This window comes from Streptomyces sp. NPDC006261 (assembly GCF_040613515.1).
Lineage (GTDB): Bacteria > Actinomycetota > Actinomycetes > Streptomycetales > Streptomycetaceae > Streptomyces.
Genome location: NZ_JBEXSI010000007.1, coordinates 72020 through 91383, shown reverse-complemented (window position 1 = coordinate 91383; position 19364 = coordinate 72020). Strand labels below are relative to the sequence as shown.

The 19364-nt window shown below is 73.2% G+C and carries 18 protein-coding genes and 2 pseudogenes; 11 read left to right on the top strand and 9 right to left on the bottom strand.

The features are described from left to right. Window positions 1-97: 97 nt before the first annotated feature. Entirely contained in the window at window positions 98-1066 is a 969-nt protein-coding gene (locus tag ABZ154_RS06270; RefSeq protein WP_356829570.1) for a right-handed parallel beta-helix repeat-containing protein, read from the bottom strand. Between the two features lie 234 nt (window positions 1067-1300). Between ABZ154_RS06270 and ABZ154_RS06265 the strand changes: the two genes are divergently transcribed. From ABZ154_RS06265 to ABZ154_RS06255, 3 genes are all read left to right on the top strand, one after another. Next, entirely contained in the window at window positions 1301-2239 is a 939-nt protein-coding gene (locus ABZ154_RS06265; RefSeq protein ID WP_356829568.1) for a PAC2 family protein, read from the top strand. Window positions 2240-2270: 31 nt separating this feature from the next. Further along, window positions 2271-2876 (top strand): dephospho-CoA kinase, encoded by a 606-nt coding sequence (gene coaE / locus ABZ154_RS06260; RefSeq protein WP_356829566.1) that lies wholly within the window; start codon window positions 2271-2273, stop codon window positions 2874-2876. 67 nt (window positions 2877-2943) lie between these two features. Continuing rightward, a complete protein-coding gene (locus ABZ154_RS06255; protein ID WP_356829564.1) occupies window positions 2944-3312 on the top strand; it encodes a tetratricopeptide repeat protein in 369 nt (122 codons plus the stop codon). Window positions 3313-3410: 98 nt separating this feature from the next. Here ABZ154_RS06255 and ABZ154_RS06250 read toward each other — a convergent pair whose 3' ends face one another. Continuing rightward, complete coding sequence (locus ABZ154_RS06250; protein ID WP_356829562.1) at window positions 3411-3743, bottom strand: DUF6343 family protein; 333 nt, start codon at window positions 3741-3743, stop codon at window positions 3411-3413. A 310-nt stretch (window positions 3744-4053) separates the two neighbouring features. Then, window positions 4054-4410 (bottom strand): hypothetical protein, encoded by a 357-nt coding sequence (locus tag ABZ154_RS06245; RefSeq protein ID WP_356829560.1) that lies wholly within the window; start codon window positions 4408-4410, stop codon window positions 4054-4056. Window positions 4411-4767: 357 nt separating this feature from the next. Here ABZ154_RS06245 and ABZ154_RS06240 point away from each other — a divergent pair, with 357 nt between their 5' ends. The 4 genes and pseudogenes from ABZ154_RS06240 to ABZ154_RS06225 all read left to right on the top strand — a co-directional run bounded on the left by ABZ154_RS06240 (window position 4768) and on the right by ABZ154_RS06225 (window position 10044). Continuing rightward, on the top strand, window positions 4768-7785 hold the full coding sequence (locus ABZ154_RS06240) for a DEAD/DEAH box helicase (RefSeq protein WP_356829558.1): 3018 nt from the start codon (window positions 4768-4770) through the stop codon (window positions 7783-7785). A gap of 8 nt (window positions 7786-7793) precedes the next feature. Beyond that, complete coding sequence (locus tag ABZ154_RS06235) at window positions 7794-9149, top strand: SWIM zinc finger family protein (protein WP_356829702.1); 1356 nt, start codon at window positions 7794-7796, stop codon at window positions 9147-9149. Between the two features lie 43 nt (window positions 9150-9192). Next, on the top strand, window positions 9193-9924 hold the full coding sequence (locus ABZ154_RS06230) for a hypothetical protein (protein ID WP_109977272.1): 732 nt from the start codon (window positions 9193-9195) through the stop codon (window positions 9922-9924). Window positions 9925-9958: 34 nt separating this feature from the next. Next, window positions 9959-10044: pseudogene (locus tag ABZ154_RS06225) on the top strand. Between the two features lie 306 nt (window positions 10045-10350). Here the strand turns inward: ABZ154_RS06225 and ABZ154_RS06220 are convergent. Then, window positions 10351-11562 (bottom strand): pyridoxal phosphate-dependent aminotransferase, encoded by a 1212-nt coding sequence (locus ABZ154_RS06220; RefSeq protein WP_356829556.1) that lies wholly within the window; start codon window positions 11560-11562, stop codon window positions 10351-10353. A gap of 86 nt (window positions 11563-11648) precedes the next feature. On the opposite strand from ABZ154_RS06220, the gene ABZ154_RS06215 reads away from it, so the two are divergent. Together ABZ154_RS06215 and ABZ154_RS06210 are read left to right on the top strand one after the other, a co-directional pair. Beyond that, window positions 11649-12326 carry a winged helix-turn-helix transcriptional regulator gene (locus ABZ154_RS06215; protein WP_356829554.1) on the top strand — a complete coding sequence of 226 codons (678 nt, stop codon included), beginning with the start codon at window positions 11649-11651 and terminating at the stop codon, window positions 12324-12326. A 36-nt stretch (window positions 12327-12362) separates the two neighbouring features. Continuing rightward, window positions 12363-13007, top strand: a complete 645-nt coding sequence (locus tag ABZ154_RS06210) for a uridine kinase (RefSeq protein ID WP_356829552.1) — start codon at window positions 12363-12365, stop codon at window positions 13005-13007. Window positions 13008-13038: 31 nt separating this feature from the next. On the opposite strand, the gene ABZ154_RS06205 is transcribed toward ABZ154_RS06210, so the two are convergent. After that, window positions 13039-13974, bottom strand: a complete 936-nt coding sequence (locus ABZ154_RS06205) for a PfkB family carbohydrate kinase (protein WP_356829550.1) — start codon at window positions 13972-13974, stop codon at window positions 13039-13041. Further along, window positions 13971-14903 (bottom strand): pseudouridine-5'-phosphate glycosidase, encoded by a 933-nt coding sequence (locus ABZ154_RS06200; RefSeq protein ID WP_356829548.1) that lies wholly within the window; start codon window positions 14901-14903, stop codon window positions 13971-13973. Before ABZ154_RS06200 ends, ABZ154_RS06205 begins: the two co-directional genes overlap by 4 nt. 105 nt (window positions 14904-15008) lie before the next feature. Here ABZ154_RS06200 and ABZ154_RS06195 point away from each other — a divergent pair, with 105 nt between their 5' ends. Then, window positions 15009-15371: a cupin domain-containing protein gene (locus tag ABZ154_RS06195; protein ID WP_356829546.1), complete on the top strand. Its 363-nt coding sequence runs from the start codon at window positions 15009-15011 to the stop codon at window positions 15369-15371. A 12-nt stretch (window positions 15372-15383) separates the two neighbouring features. Here ABZ154_RS06195 and ABZ154_RS06190 read toward each other — a convergent pair whose 3' ends face one another. The 3 genes from ABZ154_RS06190 to ABZ154_RS06180 all read right to left on the bottom strand — a co-directional run bounded on the left by ABZ154_RS06190 (window position 15384) and on the right by ABZ154_RS06180 (window position 18416). Then, a complete protein-coding gene (locus ABZ154_RS06190) occupies window positions 15384-16583 on the bottom strand; it encodes an MFS transporter (protein WP_356829700.1) in 1200 nt (399 codons plus the stop codon). 294 nt (window positions 16584-16877) lie between these two features. After that, the gene (locus ABZ154_RS06185) at window positions 16878-17435 is read right to left on the bottom strand and encodes a methylated-DNA--[protein]-cysteine S-methyltransferase (protein WP_356829544.1); all 558 of its coding nucleotides are present in this window, start codon (window positions 17433-17435) and stop codon (window positions 16878-16880) included. A 90-nt stretch (window positions 17436-17525) separates the two neighbouring features. After that, window positions 17526-18416, bottom strand: coding sequence for a glycerophosphodiester phosphodiesterase family protein (locus ABZ154_RS06180; protein WP_356829542.1), 891 nt, complete (start codon window positions 18414-18416; stop codon window positions 17526-17528). Between the two features lie 245 nt (window positions 18417-18661). Here ABZ154_RS06180 and ABZ154_RS06175 point away from each other — a divergent pair. Next, window positions 18662-19276, top strand: a pseudogene (locus ABZ154_RS06175) (MHYT domain-containing protein); the annotation flags it as partial. Window positions 19277-19364 lie beyond the last annotated feature (88 nt).

The window sequence follows — 19364 nt, the reverse complement described above, 5'->3', positions numbered from 1 at the left end:
CGGACCCCGACGGCTCATCGGCTGCGGTAAAGCTGTAGAGCACGGAGAGTGAGGCCCGTTCCCTTTGGGGGGCGGGCCTCACTCGTGATTCAGCCCGTCAGGGCGTGACGATGATGTTGGTCAGGCCCCTGCCGCCGGTGACGGTGTTGCTCGCGTACACGGTGGTGCGGCAGGTGGCGCTGTTGTTGGTGACGTTGACGGCGAGCTGCCGGTCGCCGGTGGCGCCGGACAGGTTCGAGGTGTTGTTGCGGAAGACGGTGCCGCAGCCCCAGCCGCCCTGCTGGGTGTGGGTCTCGTAGCCGTTGTTGGTGGTGCGGGCGCCCCTGTTGCCCTGCACCAGGACGTTGTTGCCCTTCACGTCGACCCAGGAGTCGTCGTAGTTGGCCCCGGTGAGCCCGCTGCCGTCGAAGGTGTTGCCGATGATCCGGGCGCCCGTGGTGCCTTCCTTGATGTCGATGTTCTCGCCGCCGACACCCGGCCCGATCGTGTTGTTCAGGATCTGCGCGTTGTCGCTCCGGTCGGACAGGTCGTTCGCCGTCCCGACGTACACGCCCTCGCCCATGCCGCGCCCGTTCTGCCCGGTGTCGTAGACGCGGGAGTTCTTGAGTACACCGTCGCGCGAGGACTTGCGGAAGTGGACGCCCTCCATGTCGAGGTCGTGGACGGTCACCGAGTCGATGACGACGCCGTTCGCCGCGTCGGCCATGATGCCCTTCTGGCCGCCCGTGACCGTGACGCCGTGGACCGTCCAGTACGAGGCGCCGTTCAGGTGCAGCCCGTAGCCGCCGCCCGCCGTCAGGACGGCCCCGCTGGAGCCGGTGAGGGTGATGCGGGCGCCGGGGGTGCCGGGCCTGGTGGCCTTGAAGTTCCCGGTGTACGTGCCGTCGGCGAGCCGGATCGTGTCGCCCGGAAAGACGGTGGTGAGCGCCGCCTTCAGCTGGGCCGCGGTGGACACGTCGATCACGGCCGCCGCGGTGGCGTCCGCGGGCCCGGCCCCTGTCAGGGTCAGCCCGGCGGTCGCGAGGGCGGCGGCCGACAGGGCGGTGAGGGGAGTGCGGGGGCGCATGGGGGGCCTTCCCGTCGGAGGGGTCCAGGACGTGCCCGTACATTCCTGTGCATGAATACGGGATGCGTCCCTGAACGTGTTGCCCAGTGACGGTAGGGACGGCCGTAGGGTGCGTCAAGGTCTGGACCAATACCTGACGCGCCGTGAAGCCCCGCTGCCGGAAAGTGCGGTCGCCGGGAATGCTCATGGAGCGGGCCGCGTTCTTCCCAAGGAACACGAGGAGGAGCGGTAACCGTGCCTGATCCGCAGAGTTTGTACGAATGGGAGCCGAAGGGGCTGGCCGTCGTCGACATGGCGCTGGCCCAGGAGTCGGCCGGCCTGGTCATGCTCTACCACTTCGACGGGTACATCGACGCGGGCGAGACCGGCGAGCAGATCGTCGACGGCCTGCTCGAGACGCTGCCCCACCAGGTCGTGGTCCGCTTCGACCACGACCGGCTCGTGGACTACCGCGCCCGGCGTCCGCTGCTGACCTTCCGACGCGACCGCTGGACGTCCTTCGAGGCCCCGACCCTGGAGGTCCGGGTCGTCCAGGACGCCACCGGAGCGCCCTTCCTGCTGCTGTCGGGCCCGGAGCCGGACGTGGAGTGGGAGCGGTTCGCCGCCGCCGTGGAGCAGGTCGTCGAGCGCCTCGGCGTACGCCTCACGGTGAACTTCCACGGCATCCCCATGGGCGTCCCGCACACCCGCCCCGTCGGCATCACCCCGCACGGCAACCGCACGGACCTGATGCCAGGTCACCGCAGCCCCTTCGACGAGGCCCAGGTCCCCGGATCGGCGGAGTCCCTCGTCGAGTACCGGCTGATGGAGTCCGGCCACGACGTCCTCGGGGTCGCCACCCACGTCCCGCACTACGTCGCCCGGTCCGCCTACCCGGACGCGGCCCTGACCGCGCTGGAGGCGATCACCGCCGCGACCGGCCTGGTCCTGCCCGCGCTCGCCCACTCCCTGCGTACCGAGGCGCACCGCACCCAGACCGAGATCGACCGGCAGATCGGGCAGGGCGACGAGGAACTCGTCGCCCTCGTCGAGGGCCTTGAGCACCAGTACGACGCCGTCGCCGGATCCGAGACCCGCGGCAACCTCGTCGCCGAACCGGTCGACCTGCCGTCCGCCGACGAGATCGGCCGCGAGTTCGAGCGCTTCCTGGCCGAGCGGGAGGGCGACGGCTGAGGGCCCGGGCGCGCCCCGTAGGCTGCGGCCCATGCTGAAAGTGGGCCTGACCGGCGGGATCGGCGCCGGCAAGAGCGAAGTCTCCCGGCGACTCGTCGAGTACGGTGCCGTGCTGATCGACTCCGACCGGATCTCACGCGAGGTCGTGGAGCCCGGAACCCCGGGTCTTGCGGCCGTGGTCGAGGAGTTCGGGCGGGACGTCCTGGCCGACGACGGCACCCTCGACCGCCCGGCGCTCGGCCGTATCGTCTTCGCCGACCCGGACCGCCGCGCCGCGCTGAACGCGATCGTCCACCCCCTGGTCGGCGCCCGCGCCGCCGAGCTGGAGCGGGAGGCGGGTGCGGACGCCGTCGTCATCCACGACGTACCGCTGCTGGCGGAGAACGCCCTCGCCTCCTTCTACGACCTGGTCGTCGTCGTGGACGCGTCCCCCGGGACACAGCTGGACCGGCTGGTGAACCAGCGCGGGATGACCGAGTCCGACGCCCGCGCCAGGATGGCCGCCCAGGCGACCCGCGAGGAACGCCTCGCCGTCGCCGATCTGACCGTCGACAACGACGGGCCGCTGGAGGCGCTGGAGCCGCAGGTCCGCGGGCTCTGGGAGGAGCTACTCCGCAGGGCCGCCGCCACCGGCTGACCCCCGGGCCGGAATACCCGCTCCGGGGCGGATGTTGGAAACCGGGAGCGAAGGGAAGGATGCGATCGTGCCCGAGAGCAACCCGGAAACCCATGTCATCGACTTCCGCGCGGCCGAGCAACTGCTCGACGCCCGGGACCCACGGGGCGCGGTCAAGCTGCTCGACTCGGTGATCGCCGCCCACCCGGAGAACACCGCCGCCCGGCTGCTGCGGGCCCGCGCCTTCTTCGCCTCCGCCCAACTGCGCCCAGCCGAGCTGGAGTTCGAGCTGGTGCTGGAGCGCGAGCCGGACAACGCGTTCGCCCACTACGCGCTGGCCCGCACCTTCGAGCGGGCGGGCCGCCCGGAAGCGGCGACGCGCCACTTCCGGCTCGCGGCGGCGCTGGATCCGAAGCCGGACTACCTGAAGGCTGCCAGGTTCGAGGCGGGGGACTGAGCGGTCCGGGGCCTGAGCGGTCCGGGGCCTGAGCGGTCCGGGACCTGAGCGGTCCGGGACCTGAGCGTCCGGGCTGAGCGCCGGGCGCAGCAGGCCCGTCACGGCGGTTTCATACCGTCCCCCTGGTCCGGCCTGCGCCACCGAGGGCGCCCGCCCCGGTCGGGCTCGTACGGGGGCACGTTCCGGCCCGGCTGGTAGTGCGCCCCCTGGCGCATGCGGTAAATGACCACGCAGAGGTCCAGGACCGTGAGGGCCAGGAGCGCCGCGCAGGCCACCGCCCAGCCCGGCCGCCCGGTCAGGGAGAAGGCCAGCAGGCCGAAGAGCGCCCAGAACGTCCCCCAGAGACTCAGCCACAGCCGCATCCGCAGCGGACTGCGGGCGGTCGCGGGCTCACTGCCGGTACGCATGGCGATCACCTCACCCTCCAGCATGGACCCGTGAGGCCCTCGACGGGAACCGAGGCAGCGGGGCGGGCCGTTGGTCCCTCATGGGTGAGTCACTGGTATGCGAGGGATATGCGGGGACGGCACGCTGGCCGACATCGTCCTCTGCTCACCCGCGCGTCGAGCACGGCTCCGCGGTGACGGCGGTGGACCAGTCGCCGACGGCACCTGACTGCCGGCCCGCCCCACGTGCCGGCCGGCCCCACATGCCGGCCGGCGGCCTTCCTCGCGTACGGGCCGCCGCCCACGCTGACGGGCGGCCTTCCTCGCCTACGGGCTGCCGCAGTCTCCGGCTCGCTCAGTGCACGAAGGTGTAGCTGCGCCACGGCGGACCGTTCTCGGCCGCCACGTCGCTGAACCGGGTGGCCACGTAGGCCGTCCCGTGGCCGGTGCAGTCGCGGGTGGGGTAGAGGACGATGTCGACCAGAGTGCCGTTCTCGATCTCCCGGGCCCCGGTGGCGGCCAGTCGGTGGCAGCCGCGTACCGGGGGACTGTTCACCTGCACCACCGCCTCGCGGTCGGTGTGGTAGGTCACCGGGCCGACGGCGGTGCGGCCGAGGCCGGAGCAGCCCGAGACGGTGAGGGCGAGGAGCGAGGCTGCGGCGACGGCGCCGAGGCGGTGTCGGCGGCGGGGATCGGGCGCGGTCACGGACATGGGCGGGTCCTCGTCTGCTCGTCCGGCTCTCACCGGTGCTCGTCCGGTTCTCATCGGTACGCCTCCGGCCCTCATAGGCACGCAGGGGAGACGTGCTGGCGCTGGCCACCCTGCCCGCTCCCCACCGCCCCGGCATTTCGTGCGCGGCCGACCGGGCGAGGAGCGGAACAGCCGGCAGGCCGTCCGCCCGTCACTGGGCGTAACTGGTGCCGGACCGGTCCCGCGCCCCCCGCATACCGCCCTGAACTGCGGTGACGCAGCCGAGGGAAGGGTTGTCAGACGTCCCGCCTAGACTCGCAGAGTCAGCATGAACCGTGCTGGTCGGATCAGCGGACCAGGTGGGAGGGGGTGGCCGGAATGGCAGAGCCAGCGGCACAGGGCGCTGGGGACCCGCGCGCCGACGAGCTGCGCACCGCGGACGTCGCCCGCCTGCTGCGCTGCGCGGCGGTCTTCCTGCCGGGCCCGGTCCCGCGAGACGGCCGGATCGCCTTCTGGGACCCGCACGCGGAGCCCGGAGTGTCCGCGCGGGACGGATCCTCCTTCGCCTATGCGGACGACACCGCCTATGCCGACGACCGGACCCCGGCCGACGGTGTGCCGTACAGCGCGGCCGAGCTCACGGTCGTCCGGCGGGACGGCACCCGGGGCCGGGGGAAGCCCGGTGTGCGGAGCGCCGAGGTGCCCGCCGCGCTGCTGTCCGTGGCCGACGCGCTCCCCGTGCTCGTCCGCGCCCGGCACCAGGCGTCCGCCCACCCAGCCACCCGCTGCTGGGGCGCGGCCACGCTGCACGCCCTCCACCTGGTCGCGCGCGGCAGGCTCCTGCCGGGTCTCACAGCGGGCGGCCACGACGCCTGGCGGGCGGGCCCGCGGGATGCCGAGGACGTCGCGCACCTGCGGGCCACCGCCGCGGCGATGCCGGCCGAGGGGTACGCGGTGCCGCTCCCGGCGCCCGGGCCGCCCCGGCTCCCCGACCCGGAGGCGCTGATCGGGTCCTTCCTGGACGCGGTCGCCGACACCCTCCCGCGCACCCCCGCCGCCGCTTTCGCGATGGGCGCGCCCTTCGCCGCCCGGGAGCCCCAGCACCTGCCGCACGCCGCCGCCTGGGCCGTCGAGGTGGCCTCCGGCCTGGACGCGGGGGTCCGGGTCTCGCTCCGGCTCGACCTCTCCGCCTACGAGCTGTTCGACACCGCCGACACCTACGCCGTCACGGCTTCCGGGGAGGCCACCGATCAGGACGCCCCGGCGCACCCCGACGACCCGGCGGCGCGCCACGCCGCCGCGGCCGTCGTGCAGGTGCACAGCCTCGCCGACCCGACGTACGTGGTCGACGCCGCCGCCCTCTGGAACGGGCTCGCGGGCGAGCCGTTCGGGCCGCGCGCCCGGGTCGACGCGGTGCTGGCGCTGCGGCGGGCCGCCCGGGTCTGGGCCCCGCTGGAGCGGCTGCTGGACCAGCCCGTGCCCGATGTGCTCGCGATCACCGAGGACGAGCTGTACGAGCTGCTGGGCGACGCGGGAGCCCGGCTGGCGGCCGCCGGGGTCCACGTGCACTGGCCGCGCGAGCTGGCCCGTTCGCTCACCGCGGCCGCCGTCGTGCGGCCCGCGCCCGGATCGGCCACCGACGGCACCTCGTTCTTCGACGCCGAGCAGCTCTTCGCCTTCAACTGGCAGGTGTCGCTGGGCGACGAGCGGCTGACCGAGGCCGAGATGGACACCCTCGCCGAGGCCCACCGCCCGGTGGTGCGGCTGCGTGACCAGTGGGTGGTCGTCGACCCCGCGCTCGTACGGAAGGCGCGCAAGCGGGAGCTGGGGCTGCTGGACCCGGTGGACGCGCTGGCCGTCGCCCTCACCGGGAGCGCCGAGGTGGACGGGGAGCAGGTCGAGGCCGTCCCGGTCGGAGCTCTCGCCGCGCTTCGTACGCGCATCCTCGCTGACGACGGGACGATCGCACCGCCGCCCGGTCTCGACGCGACCCTGCGCGACTACCAACTGCGCGGCCTGGCCTGGCTGGACCGGATGACCGCGCTCGGGCTCGGGGGCTGCCTCGCCGACGACATGGGCCTCGGCAAGACGATCACCCTCATCGCCCTCCACCTCCACCGCGCGCGTCAAGCGCCCACCCTGGTGGTCTGCCCCGCCTCCCTCCTCGGCAACTGGCACCGGGAGATCAACCGCTTCGCCCCCGGCGTCCCGGTCCGCCGCTTCCACGGCACCGACCGGGCCCTGGGCGAGCAGGACGGCGGCTTCGTCCTCACCACGTACGGCACCATGCGCTCCAGTGCGCCCCAGCTCGCCGCGCACACCTGGGGCCTGGTCGTCGCCGACGAGGCCCAGCACGTCAAGAACCCCCACTCCTCCACCGCCAAGGCCCTGCGCACCATCCCCGCCCCGGCCAGGGTCGCCCTGACCGGCACCCCCGTGGAGAACAACCTCTCCGAGCTCTGGGCCCTGCTCGACTGGACGACCCCCGGCCTGCTCGGGCCGCTCAAGGCGTTCCGGGCCCGGCACGCCCGGATCGTGGAGAACACAGGGACAGCGGCGGGGCTGGGCAACGAGGAGGCCGTCGAGCGGCTCTCCCGGCTGGTCCGCCCCTTCCTGCTCCGCCGCAAGAAGTCCGACCCCGGCATCGCCCCCGAGCTGCCGCCCAAGACGGAGACCGACCATCCCGTCTCCCTCACCCGCGAGCAGGCCACGCTGTACGAGGCGGCGGTGCGCGAGACGATGGCGCAGATCGAGGCGGCCGAGGGCATCGCCCGCCGCGGTCTGGTCATGAAGCTGCTGGCCTCGCTCAAGCAGATCTGCAACCACCCGGCGCAGTATCTGAAGGAGGAGCCCACCCGGCTCACCGGCCGCTCCGGCAAGCTCGCCCTGCTGGACGAGCTCCTCGACACGATCCTCTCCGAGGACAGCTCGGTCCTGATCTTCACCCAGTACGTGACCATGGCGAAGCTCCTCTCCGCCCACCTCGCCTCCCGCGCGATCCCCTCGCAGCTCCTGCACGGCGGTACGCCGGTGCCCGAGCGGGAGCGGATGGTGGACCGCTTCCAGTCCGCCGAGGTCCCCGTCTTCCTGCTCTCCCTCAAGGCGGCCGGGACCGGGCTGAACCTCACCCGCGCCGCCCATGTCGTCCACTACGACCGCTGGTGGAACCCGGCCGTGGAGGAGCAGGCCACCGACCGGGCGTACCGCATCGGGCAGACCCAGCCCGTGCAGGTCCACCGGCTCATCGCCGAGGGCACGGTGGAGGACCGGATCGGCGAGCTGCTGGAGTCCAAGCGCGCCCTCGCCGACGCGGTCCTCGGCACCGGTGAGACCGCCCTCACCGAGCTGAGCGACCGGGACCTCGCCGATCTCGTCTCGCTGCGGAGGCCCGCATGAGCCCGCGCATGGGCCCCCGTTCGATGCCCGGTCCGGCTTCGCGCCCCGCCCCCCGCTCGGCTCCTCGCGCCCGGCCGGGCCCCGACGACCTGCGCCGCACCTTCGAAGCGGTGCCCGCCCGCACCTCGCAGGAGGGCGAGCCCTTCGCGGACAGCTGGTGGGGCCGCGCCTGGGTGGCCGCGCTGGAGTCCCTGTCGATGGACGAGGCCCGGCTCGCCCGCGGCCGCGCGTACGCGGACGAGGGCAAGGTCGCCGCGATCACCGTCACCCCCGGACGCGTCGTCGCCTATGTCCACGGCAGCCGCGCCCGTCCCTACCGCGCCGAGCTGCGCCTGCGCACCTTCACCGACACCGGCTGGGACACCCTGCTCGACGCGGTCGCCACCCAGCCCGGCCACCTCTCCGCGCTGCTGGCGAAGGAGATGCCGCACTCCCTGGCCGACACCGCGCGGGAGGCCGACGTCCGGCTGCTGCCCGGCGGCAACGATCTGGACCCGAGCTGTACGTGCCCCGACCACGGCCGGCCGTGCAAGCATGTCGCCGCCCTCTGCTACCAGACCGCGCGGCTGCTGGACAGCGACCCGTTCGTCCTGCTGCTGATGCGGGGCCGGGGCGAGCGCGAGCTGCTGGACGAGCTGGGCCGCCGCAACGCCGAACACACCGCCCGCGAGCGCCCCGCCGCGCCCGCCGCCCCGTCGGTCGCCGTCGAGGAGGCCCTCGAGGACCGGTACCTGCCGCCGCTCCCGGCGCCCCTTCCCGCACCGCCGTATCCGGGCCGGCCGCCGTCCTACCCGGACCTGCCGGGTGCGCGCGACCCGCTGGGCCTGGACCACCTCGCCACCGACGCCGCCGCCCGCGCCCACACCCTCCTGACGACGGGCCGCGATCCGCTCGCCGGGCTCACTCCCTGGCAGGACGCCGTCCGGATCGCCGCCTCACGCCCGACCGCCGGTCTCACCGCCACCACCCGCGCGCTCTACCGGGAGCTGGCCCACGCCACCGGCCGCAACACCACCGACCTGGCTCGCGCGGTGGCCGCCTGGCGGCAGGGCGGCGCCGAGGGCCTCACGGTCCTGGAGACGCCCTGGGACCCGCCGGCCGGTCCCTTCGACCGGGCGAGGCCCCTGCTGGCCGCCGCCGATTTCCCGCGCTTCACGCCGTGGCGCAACCACCTCGCCCACCCCGCCGGCACGCTCCAGCTCCGCTTCGGCCACGACGCCCGCTGGTACGGCTACGAGTCCGACCCCGGCGCGGACGACTGGTGGCCCCGCGCCACCCCCGACTTCGACCCGGTCGCCGCCCTCGAAGCCCTGCTGACCGGCGACAGGGTCACGGCGGCTCCCGACGACACGTACGTACGGTAAAACCCTTGGCCACAGCGTAGTTGACGCTGTTAGCGTCCCTGACGTGGCGAAACTCAATCAGATCATCGCAGTGGAGAAGGGCGTCAAGTCCAAGGCGCACCAGGACCTGACGGCAGCCCACCACGGCCTGCAGAAGGCCGGACTGCTGGCCGGGATCTCCCGGACCTACCAGCCCAAGGACGAGGAGGGCGAGCAGCTTCCGCCCGAGTCGACGCTGGTCCAGGTCAAGGCCGAGGACGTGCTGCGGGACACCGCCGCCACGCTCACCCGGCTCTTCGATGTCACCGCCACGAAGGACTGGGCGAACTGCTCGGCCCGGGCCGATGTGAAGGTCGACGGCCGGGTGCTGGTGAGCGAGGTGCCGGTGTCGTATCTGCTCTTCCTGGAGAAGCAGCTGACCGACCTCAACACCTTCATCCGCAAGCTGCCGGTGCTGGACGCCGCCGAGTCCTGGGTGCAGGACCCCTCGACGGACTCCTGGAAGACCGAGCCGGTCCGGACGCTCCGTACGAAGAAGGTGCCCCGCAACCACGTGAAGGCGGAGGCCACCGAGAAGCACCCGGCGCAGGTCGAGGTGTACTACGAGGACATCCCGATCGGGTACTGGACGACCGTCAAGTTCTCCGGGGCGCTGCCCGCGCGGCGCGTCAACGAGCTGCTGGACCGGGTCGAGAAGCTCCAGCAGGCCGTGAAGTTCGCCCGCGAGGAGGCCAACGGCGCAGACGTCACCGACCAGCGGGTGGGTGATGCGGTATTCGGTTACCTCTTCGGGTGACCGACCATGGATTCCCCGGCCGCCGATCAAGGGGGCCGGGGTGCGCGAGGAGCGCAAGCTGAAACTGAAGCTTGTCGTGAAGGCGCGGTTCCCGTGGAGGTTCGACTCCTCCCTCCGGCACGGGCCGGAGTAGCCCAAGCAGGCAGAGGCAGACCGCCGTCAATCTCAGACTCTTGCTCCAGACTCAGCATTCGCCGCCGATCGCCGGATCGAACGGGCCCGGGCCCGCGCGCGTCGAGATGCCGGTTCAAGTCCGGCCCGCAGAGCTCCGATCTGCGGTGGTCCAAAGGCAGGACGCGACGACATCATGACTGACCCGGACCCTTAAACGTGCCGGCGTGCAAGATGGGCGGCACACACAGGGCCCGGAGGCCGGCTACGCCTCCGGGCCCGCTCCCGTTTCATGGCGCGGACCCGATTGGCCCCTCACTGCCGGTACCCGTTCAGGAAGCGGCCGATGCGGCTGATCGCCGCGTCGAGGTCGTCGGCGTACGGGAGGGTCAGGATGCGGAAGTGGTCCGGGCGCGGCCAGCTGAAGCCGGTGCCCTGCACCACCTGGATCTTCTCCCTCAGCAGCAGGTCCAGCACGAACTTCTCGTCGTCGAGGATGGGGTGCACCTTCGGATCGATGCGCGGGAACGCGTACAGCGCGCCCTTCGGCTTCACGCACGAGACGCCGGGGATCTCGTTCAGCCGCTCCCAGGCCCGGTCGCGCTGCTCGTGCAGCCTGCCGCCCGGGGCCACCAGCTCCCGGATGGACTGCCGCCCGCCGAGCGCGGCCTGAATGGCGTACTGCGCGGGCGCGTTGGGGCACAGGCGCATGGAGGCCAGCATGGTGAGGCCCTCCAGATAGTTGCGGGCGTGCTGATGCGGACCGGACACCACCATCCAGCCGGAGCGGAACCCGGCCACCCGGTACGTCTTCGAGAGGCCGCTGAAGGTGAGGCAGACCAGGTCCGGGGCGAGGACGGCCGCGCTGTGGTGCTCGGCCCCGTCGTACAGGATCTGGTCGTAGATCTCGTCGGCGAACACCATCAGCCCGTGCCGACGGGCCAGATCCAGAATGCCTTCGAGGATCTCGCGCGGATAGACCGCGCCGGTGGGGTTGTTCGGGTTGATGATCACGACGGCCCTGGTCCGGTCGGTGATCTTCGACGCCATGTCCGCGAGATCCGGGTTCCAGTCCGATTCCTCGTCGCAGATGTAATGCACGGCCTTGCTGCCCGCGAGCGTGGTCACCGCCGTCCAGAGCGGGAAGTCCGGGGCCGGGATCAGCACCTCGTCGCCGTCCTCCAGCAACGCCTGCACGGCCATGGAGATCAGCTCGGAGACGCCGTTGCCGAGGAAGATGTCGTCCACGCCGACCTCGGTGAGCCCCATGGCCTGGTAGCGCTGGGCCACCGCCCGCCGCGCGGAGAGGATGCCGCGTGAATCGGTGTAGCCGTGGGCCTGGGGCAGCATCCGGATCATGTCCTGGACGATCTCCTCCGGCGCCTCGAAGCCGAAGAGCGCCGGGTTGCCCGTGTTGAGCCGGAGCACGCTGTGGCCCGCCTCCTCCAGGGCGTTGGCGTGCTCGATGACCGGGCCCCGGATCTCGTAACAGACCTCGTTGAGCTTGCTGGACTGCCGGAACTCCATGCGGTGCCTCCCCGAGCCGAACTGCGATACTTGGTTTTACCAAGTGTGAGCTTGGAAAGTCCAACAACATGTCTAGACTGCGTCGCATGCCACGTCAGCAGCCCGCCGCCCAACGCCCGGTCAGACGCCGGAGCTATGACCAGTTCTGCGCCACCGCCCGCGCCCTCGACTCCGTCGGCGACCGGTGGACGCTGCTGATCGTCCGCGAACTGCTCGCCGGACCCCGCCGCTACACCGACCTCCACGCCGACCTGCCGGGCGTCTCCACCGACGTCCTGGCCTCCCGTCTCAAGGACATGGAGCAGGGCGGCCTCGCCGTACGGCGCAAGCTCCCGCCCCCCGCCGCCGCGTCGGTCTACGAGCTGACCGAGCGGGGCCACGGCCTGCTGCCCGTGCTCGCCGCCCTCGCCGAGTGGGGAGCCCCGGCGCTCACCGAACGCCGCCCCACCGACGCCGTACGGGCCCACTGGTTCGCCCTGCCGCTGCTGCGCGCGCTGGCCGGGCTCACCCAGGTGGGGGTCCTCGAAGTCCGGCTGGACGAGGGGGAGTTCCATGTACGTACGGGTGGGGGAGCGGCGGTGGAGTCCGAGGGCCAGGTCTACGGGTTCGGCCCGGCGCCCCGGCCCGACGCCCGCATCACCCTCGACGCCGAGCTGTGCCTGGAGCTGGGGCGCGGCGGCGCCACCCTCGCGGAGGCGGTCAAGGACGGCCGGATCGAGGTGTCGGGTCAGGGGTCACTCGCCGCCGAGCTGCGGGGCGAGTGACGCGGGGGTGCGTCGACGGGGATGGATGATGGAGGCGTGCGACTCGAAGCGATCACCTGGGAACGGCTGGCCGGCGAGCTGGCCCGGCACAGCGACGGCCTGACCGCCGCCGACGGAGCCCCCTGGCTCACCCTCGGTATCGACGGCGCCCCGGCCGCCCGCACCGGTGACCTGGCCGAACGCGTCGCCGATGAGCTGAGGCTGCGCGGCCGGTCGGTGCTCGTGGTCTCCACCGAGGGGTTCCTGCGCCCGGCGAGCCTGCGCTTCGAGTACGGCAAGGAGGACCCGGACTCGTACGCCGCATCCTGGTTCGACACGGGCGCGCTCTGGCGCGAGGTGTTCGGGCCGCTGGAGGCGGGCGGCTCCGGGCGGGTGCTGCCCGACCTGTGGGACCCGGTCACGGACCGGGCGACCCGTACGCCGTACCACCCGCTGCCGGAGGGCGGGGTGGTGATCGTGCACGGGCCGCTGCTGCTGGGGCACTGGTTCCCGTTCGCGCTGAGTGTCCATGTGCGGCTCTCACCCGGGGCGTTGCGGAGGCGCACGGCGGAGGCGGAGCGGTGGACGCTGTCCGCTTTCGCCCGTTACGAGGACGAGGTGGCGCCCTTTGACGTCGCGGACGTGGTCGTGCGCGCGGACGACCCGCTCCATCCGGCGTGGTCGGGGCTGGGCGGCCTCTGAGTCGGCGGCGGCCTCCAGCGCGGGGCGGGCTCTAGGGGAGGGGCGGCTCCAGAGGGAGGGGCGGGCGCCCGCCCACCGTGGCCACCGCCTCGGCCCCGGCCCGGCAGCCCTCCGCCGCGGCGGCCCGGTCGTCCGCCCCGGCCAGCAGGGCCGCGAGGAACCCGCCGGTGAACGCGTCGCCCGCCCCCGTCGAGTCGACCGGGTTGAGAACCGGCCGGGCCCGGACCTGCCCTGTCACCACGCCCCCCGCGGCCAGCACCGCACCGCCGCCGCCCACAGTGACGGCGATCCGGGGGAACGTACGGCTCAACTCCGCCGCCGCGTCGGCCGGTTCGGGCAGGCCGGTCAGCAGCCGGGCCTCGTCCGCGTTCGGCAGCAGCAGCTCGGCCCCCTCGGCGAACTCCAGGAACCGCTTCGGGCCCAGCTTCGCGAGGAACCCGGCCGACGCCGGATCCGCGCTCACCGGAACGCCCCGTTCCCGGGCCGTCCGCAGGGCAAGCCGCGCCGTGGCGCGGCTGGTCGCGGCGAACAGGAGATAGCCGGAGAGGTGCAGCCACCCCACGCCGTCCAGCATCGACGGCGCGAAATCCTCGATGGCCAGCCGCAGCACGGCCCCGCTGTCGGTGAGGAACGTCCGCTCGGCGGCGGCGTCCACCAGGGAGATGACGGTCGCGGTCGCCACCTCCTCGTCCACCGCCAGCAGCGCCCGCACCCCCGCCCGCTCCAGCGCGTCCCGGTGCCACTCGGCCGACTCCGCCCCGGCCCGGGCCAGCAGTGCCACGTCCCGGCACCCCGAACGCACCGCCCAGCACGCGACGTTGGCGCCCGCACCGCCCGGCACGCTCCGGATCCGGGCGGCGGTGTCCGTGCCGTGGACGAGGGGGGATCCGTGGAGCGCCACCACGTCCGTGACCACCTCCCCCACCACGAGGAGCCCGCGCCCGGTCGAGGGGCCGGCGCCGGTCACCGTACGGCGGCCGCTGCGGCGATCCGCGCCGCGAGCCGCACGTTCCCGCGCACCGCCGCCAGGTTCGCCTCCAGCGACGCGCCCTCGGTCCGCCGCATCAGCTGGTCCAGCAGGAACGGGGTGACGCCCTGCCCGGTGATCCCACGCTCCCGGCACGCGCCGAGTGCCTCCGCCAGCACCCGGTCGTGCAGTGTGGGGTCCAACTGGTCTTTTTCCGGTACGGGGTTGGCGACGATCAGCGCGGCATCCGGGCCGCCCAGCGCCTCCTTCGCCCGGACCACCTCCACCACCTCCTCGGGGCTGTGCACGGTCCAGTCGACCGGCTGGCCGGAGCTGCTCAGATAGAAGCCGGGGAAGTGCCCGGTGCCGTAACCCAGGATGCCCACCCCCAGGGTCTCCAGACGCTGGAGCGTCGCCGGGACGTCGAGGATCGACTTCACGCCCGCGCAGACCACCGTGATGCCGGTACGGGCGAGCAGCCGCAGATCGGCTGACTCGTCCTGGCTGTCGGCCCACTCCCGGTGCACGCCCCCGAGCCCGCCGGTGGCGAAGAAGCGCAGGCCCGCCCCCGCCGCCAGGAACGCCGTCGCGGAGACCGTCGTCGCCCCGCTCGCCCCGAGCGCGAGGGCGGGTGCGAGATCGCGGTGGCCCAGCTTCCGGACCGCCGGATCTCCGGCCACCCGCTCCAACTGGTCCTTCTCCAAGCCCACACGGGCCCGCCCGTCCAGGACGGCGATGGTGGCCGGGACCGCGCCGGCGGACCGGACGATCCCTTCCAGCTCGATGGCCACCCGGAGGTTGCGGGGGCGCGGCAGCCCGTGCGCGATGATCGTCGACTCCAGGGCCACGACGGGCAGCCCGCCGTTCAGCGCCGCGCGTACCTCGGCGGAGAGGACCGGCTCGTAGGAGGTATCGGTGTTCTGTGGCATGCCCCCATCCCTGTCGCGGGCAGGAGGGCTGCAAACCACGGGGAGACCAGTTCCGGCCGGTCCTGGTGGCGGGTCGGCCGGAAGTGGTCGCTAAGGTGACCGGCCATGACGACAAACGACCAGGCTGCCGCCTCCTTCGCCGTGCACATCCCGGACGCCGAGCTCGAACCGGAGCCGCTGGATCAGGCACAGATCGTCTCGGGCGACCCCGTGGTGACGGGCAAGGTGCTGTGGGAGTCCGCCGACGGCAAGCAGGTGCGCGGGATCTGGCAGATCACGCCGGGAGTGGTGACCGACACCGAGGCGAACGAGCTGTTCGTGGTCGTCAGCGGACGGGCGACCGTGGCGGTCGAGGGCGGCGCGACGCTGGAGATCGGGCCGGGGGACGCCTGCGTCCTGCGCGAGGGCGACCGGACGACGTGGACGGTCCACGAGACGCTCCGCAAGGCGTACCACATCAGCCTCTGAGGCCTGCGAGGCTCAGTCTCCGGCGGCGGAGGGCCTCGTGCTCCGGCGCAGCGCCACCGCGGCCACCGGCAGCAGCAGGGCGGCACCGATCGCGTTCAGTGGGCCGTACCCCCACTGGGCGACGATCACCCCGGCCGTCGCTCCGCCGACGCCCGCCGCCGCGTTCATGGTCAGGTCCGACAGGCCCTGCACTGCCGCCCGGGCGTCCTGCGGTACGGAGTCGGTGAGCAGCGCCGAACCGGCGATCATCCCCGCCGACCAGCCGAGGCCGAGCACGAAGAGGCCCAGGGCGGTCTGACCGTGCCGGGGCCCCGCGGTGCCCGCGAGCAGTGCGGCACAGCTCAGCAGGCCGACCGCGAGGCCGATCACGGAGAGCCGGCCGAAGCGGTCGGCCAGCCAACCCATCACCGGCGAGAACGCGTACATGCCCGCGATGTGCCCGCTGATGACCAGCCCGATCAGCTGGAGACCGGCGCCGTGCCCGCCCAGATGGACCGGGGTCATGACCATGATCGACACCATCGCGGTGTGCGACACGGTGACGGTCCCCAGGGCCAGCCTGGCCATCGGCGACTCCCGTACGGCTGCGACCCCGTCGCGCAGGGACCGCTTCCGCCGGCCCTGGACACTCTGCGGGGCCAGGGCGCGCGCCGTGAGCAGAGGGTCCGGGCGCAGCAGCACGGCCACGATCATTCCGGCGAGCAGGAACGCGACGGCGGACCAGAGGTAGGGGCCCGCGGTCTCGGGCACCGGGCTCCCGCGGAACAGCCGGCCGGCCGGGGCCGCGATGTTGGGGCCCGCCACCGAGCCGATCGTGGTGGCCCAGACGACGGTGGAGATCGCGCGGCCCCGCCTCTCCGGCCCGACCAGGTCGGCCGCCGCGAAGCGGGCCTGGAGGTTGGCGGAGGAGCCGGCGCCGAACGCGGCCATCCCGAGCAGCAGCAACGGGAAGCTGCGCGCCATCGTGCCGAGGACCACCAGAGCGCCGCCGAGCGCCCCGACCAGATAGGCGAGCACCAGGCCGGGGCGCCGGCCGTGCGAGGTCATCAGGGCGGCCAGCGGCAGCGACAGCAGCGCCGTGCCGACGACGGACGCGGTCGGGGCCAGCCCGGACAGGGCCTCGGAGCCGGTCACCTCGGTGGCCAGCATCGGAGCCAGGGCGATACCGATGGCCACACCGAGGCCGCCGAGTATCTGGCTGACGACGAGCACGGCCGACGTCCGGCGCTGGAGGGCGGGCAGGTCGGCGGCCGTGACCGGGGGTACGGCGGAGCAGGGGAGCGATGGTGTCACCGGCGCAGTGTGCCATCAGATGAACGGCGTGTTGCACCCGTACGGGTGAACCGGCCGCCGAAGCGGCAGGGAAGCGCACCGGTTGCCGGTTCACCCGCTGGAACAGCCGCCGGACGCCGCCTGCGACAGCCACCGGGTCCCCCGTAACAGCCACCGGGTCCTCCGCAACAGCCACCGGACACACGCTCCCCGCAACAGCCGCACAGCCACCCCCTAGAACAGCGGTTGCGGAAGCACCCCCTCCAGCGCCAGCAGCTGCCGTTTCGTCTCCAGGCCGCCCCCGAACCCCCCGAGGCCGCCGTCGCTCTCCACCACGCGGTGGCAGGGCACCACCACCGGCAGCGGGTTGGACCCCATGGCGGCCCCCACCGCCTGCGCCCCGTCCGGCCGGCCGACCCGTGCGGCCAGCTCGCCGTACCCGACGACCGTCCCGTAAGGCACTCCGGACGCCAGCTCGCGGAGCACTTCGCGGTGGAAGCCGGCCGTCAGCGACCAGTCCAGCTCCAGGCCGAAGTCCTGCCGCCCTCCCGCGAAATAGGCCGCGAGCCGGCGTATCGGCTCGGCGAGGCGCGGCGAGCCGGGTGCCTCCACCGGCTCCGTGCCGAGCCGGGCCCGCAGCTGGACGAGCGCCGCGTCCCGCACGTCGGGGCGGGCGTGGAAGGCCACGCTCACCAGACCGGCGGGGGTCGCGGCGAGCAGCAGTGGCCCGATGGCGCTCTCCACGACGGACCACTCGACGGCCGGCTCCGCACCGGCCCCGTAGCTGTTCATGCGGTCCACGGTACGACCGGCCACTGACAACGGCGGTCCCGTCGGCGGAAACCGGACGGGCCCGCCCCGCACCGGCCCGGCCACCCCCCGTCAGCGCGTGGCGTCGCGCACCACGTCGGGATAGTTGGTGATGATGCCGTCGACGCCCCAGGCGTGGACCTTCGCCGCGTTCGCCGCGTCGTTGACCGTCCAGGTGTTCACCCTCAACCGCTTGCCGTGCGGCCCCTTGAGCCGCTGCACGGCCGCCACGTAGTCGGCGCCGATCGTCGTGTACGAGGGGTTGATCTGGTCGGTGAACGCCGCGTACGCGGGGAGGTCGGTCACCGCCGGGGTGCCCAGGAAGCCGGTGGTGACGTCGGGGCGCAGGGCGTGCACCTGCTTGACGCTGGCGGCGCCGAAGCTCTGGATGACCAGCCGGTCCCGCACGTGCGAGCGGTCCAGCCACCCCGCCGTGCCCAGCACGCGCAGGATGTCCCGCTCGATACCCGGGTAGGTCGCCGGGCTCTTGATCTCCAGGAGCAGCTTCTGCCGGTTGCGCTCCAGGCGGTTAACGAACTGGGTGAGCGTCGGCACCCGGGCCCCCGCGAACCGAGCCCCGAACCAACTGCCCGCGTCGAGCTTCGCCACCTCCGCGGCGGTGAAGTCCTTGACCGCCCACGGAGCACGGTCGGGGAAGACCTCCTCGACGTCGGTCGTGCGCTTCAGGCCGGTGTCGTGCAGCACGACCAGCACTCCGTCCTTGGTGCGGTGGACGTCGTTCTCGACCCAGTCGATGCCGAGCGCCTTCGCGGCGTCCGCAGCGGCGAGCGTGTTCTCCGGCGCGTAGCCCGAAGCGCCCCGGTGGGCCACGACGAGGGGGCCGGCCTGCCGGTCCGGGGTCCGGGCGGATGTCTCCTGCGGCTGGGCGGCGGGCAGCAGCAGGGCGCCGGCGCCGAGTACGGCCGCGGCGGCGGTGGAGGCGGTTGCGGTGCGTACGAACACGTGGACTCCCGTATCGGAGGGTGCGGACACGACGACCCTGGCAGCGGCCCACCAACTCCGGGCGGGCGTAGGCCGGGGCGGCGATGGCCGCGGAGTGAACGGAACCCGCGCCGCCCGAGTGGCCCGGGAACACGCCAGGGGGCCAGGAGCACGGTCCTGTGCCGATAAAATGTGTTCCTTACATATGCCTGTGGGGCCCTGGGCCATCCCCCTCGAACCCGGGCTTTCGCGAAGGGCGTGCCGACGTGCAGGGAACGGTTGACGGATTCACCCATGGCCCGGTGATCCCGGTCCTGGCTTTCCTCGTGGCCTGTCTGGGGGCCGCTCTCGGCCTCCGCTGCACCATCAGGTCCCTGCGCACGGCACGCTCCTTCAAGACCGGCCGGCTGGCGCTCGGTGCGCTGTCCATCGGCTCCGGGATCTGGACCATGCACTACGTGGCGATGGCGGGCTTCACCGTCGTGGAGGCACCGCTCTCCCACGACAAGCCCTACGTCCTCGCCGGCCTGGCCGTGGCCGTCGTGATGGCCGGCGTCGGCCTCTTCATTGTCGGGTACAGGGGCGCGACCCGCATGGCGTTGATCACCGGTGGCACCCTCACCGGCCTCGGCATCGCCTCCACGCACTACCTGGGCATGGCGGGCATCCGCTTCCGGGGGCACTTCACCTACGAGACGCCCCTCGTCGTCCTCTCGGTCCTGATAGCCGCCACCGCCGCCACCGCCGCGCTCCGGGCGGCCCTCTCCGCCCGTGTCCTCCTCTCCGGCCTGGGCGCGGGCGTCATGATGGCCGTCGCGGTGACCGGGATGCACTACACCGGCATGGCCTCGCTCGGTGTGCACCTGCATCCGACCGCGCCCGGTCCCACTTCCGGCCGCCTTCCGTCGGACTGAACGCGTCCGCCGCTCCCGCCGCCTCCGCGGGAGGGCGCGCTGCGGCCTCGCGGCG